1 protein-coding gene is annotated in these 1,732 nt (G+C 63.9%); it reads right to left on the reverse strand.

The window, feature by feature from the left end; genetic code table 11:
• Window positions 1-64 precede the first annotated feature (64 nt).
• Window positions 65-1,714: an IS66 family transposase gene (locus tag QY049_RS38915; protein WP_301270736.1), complete on the reverse strand. Its 1,650-nt coding sequence runs from the start codon at window positions 1,712-1,714 to the stop codon at window positions 65-67.
• Window positions 1,715-1,732 lie beyond the last annotated feature (18 nt).

Here is a 1,732-nt window from a genome sequence, read left to right on the forward strand (position 1 = left end):
TCGCCGAGGTCTTTCGCGACCTGGGTGATGATGGTGACGTGATGGACCTTGTTGACGTGCATGGTCATGCCGCTCGAGCGGAGATCGCTGATGCTGGCGTCCAATTCCAGGGCAGAAGTTCGTTCAGCCGATGAGCCGGATGGGCGGCGATGCGGGCGAGGATGTCGGTGAGCCAGGCCTGCGGGTCGATGCCGTTCATTTTCGCGGTGACGATGAGGCTGTACAAAGCTGCGGCGCGCCGCCCTCCGCGATCAGATCCGCAGAACAGCCAGGACTTCCGTCCAAGAGCGATGCCTCGCAAGCCTCGCTCGGCGGCATTGTTGGAGAGACACACGCGTCCATCTTCCAGGAACAGCGTGAAGCTCGCCCATCGCTTCAGGATGTAGTTGAACGCCTTGGCCAGGTCGTGGCCGCGAGACAGTTTAGCGAGCTGTTCGCGCATGTAGAGCTGAAGATCCTCGACCAGAGGCCGGCTCAGCGTCTGCCGAGCCTGAACGCGCTCCTCGGCACTCTTGCCATTGATGGAGCGCTCGATCTCGTACAGCGCATCGATCCGCCGCACGACCTCGATCGCAATCGGCGAGAGCGGGATCTCCTTCTTTCCGGCACCCTTGCGCCGCGCATTCTCTTCGATGTCAGCCATGGCAAAGAATGGGCGTCGTCCATGCGACCAGCAGGCCGCTTCCTGGATCGGTCCAGGCCGGCGTCCGGCCAAATAGAGTTGGTTGTACCCATCATAAGCGTCGGCCTGCAGGATGCCGGCATACCGGGCCAGATGCGCCTGGGGATGCTCGCCCCTACGATCGCGGGAGTAGTAGAACATCGCCGCCGGTGGCCCGGCGCCGCCAAACGGCCGGTCGTCCCGGACGTAGATCCAGCACCGTGCCGTATCGGTCTTGCCCTTGGCCAGCACCGGCACCGTCGTATCATCGGCATGCAGGCGCTCGGCCGCCATGACATGGGCTTCGACCAGGCGCAGCAGGGGGGCCAGCGACGCATTGACCGATCCCACGGCGTCCGCCATCGTCGACAGCGCGATCGGCACGCCTTCCAGCGCGTAGCGCTCAGCCTGGCGGTTCAAAGGCTGATGTTGGCCGAACTTCTCGAACATGATCATGGCCAACAGGCTTGGGCCGGCCCATCCCCGTGCGACGGCATGGAATGGCGCCGGCGCCTGGCTGATCTTCTCGCAGTCTCGGCAGGAGAACTTCTCCCGGACCGTCTCGATCACCTTCCACTGGCGCGGCACCACTTCCAGTGTCCGCGTCACGTCCTCGCCGAGCTTGCGCAGACGATTGCCGCCACAGCACTCACAAGCCGTCGGCGGCTCGATCACCACTCGTTCGCGCGGCAAATGCTCAGGGAAGGTCTGGCGCTCGGGACGCTTGCGCGTAAATCCGCGCACCGTCGTCGCCTTGGCCACAGCGCGCTCTGCCGCCAGCTCGTCTTCAGTGGCGTCACTTTCCAACTCTTCGAACGTCAAGGCCAACTGCTCGATCAGGCGCGACGAACGCTCCGACCGCTGGCCGTAAATCTGATGTTTTAGCTTGGCAATTTGCAGATTCTGCTGGGCAATCAGCGCTTCGTCCTCAGACGCTTTCGCACGGGCGACTGCGAGCTCGGCGGCGATCTCCAACCCCTTCGCGCGCTCGGCTGCCAGCGCCGCCTTCAGGGCGGCAACGTCATCCGGGGCAGCGTCGCGATCCGCATTCATACGACGCAGTGAATCACA

The sequence above is a fragment of the Bradyrhizobium sp. WYCCWR 13022 genome (assembly GCF_030435535.1).
Taxonomy (GTDB): domain Bacteria; phylum Pseudomonadota; class Alphaproteobacteria; order Rhizobiales; family Xanthobacteraceae; genus Bradyrhizobium.

Excerpts from the sequence above, each read along its gene's own strand:
- QY049_RS38915 (WP_301270736.1), bottom strand. The coding sequence starts at position 1,714 with ATGAATGCGGATCGCGACGCTGCCCCGGATGACGTTGCCGCCCTGAAG.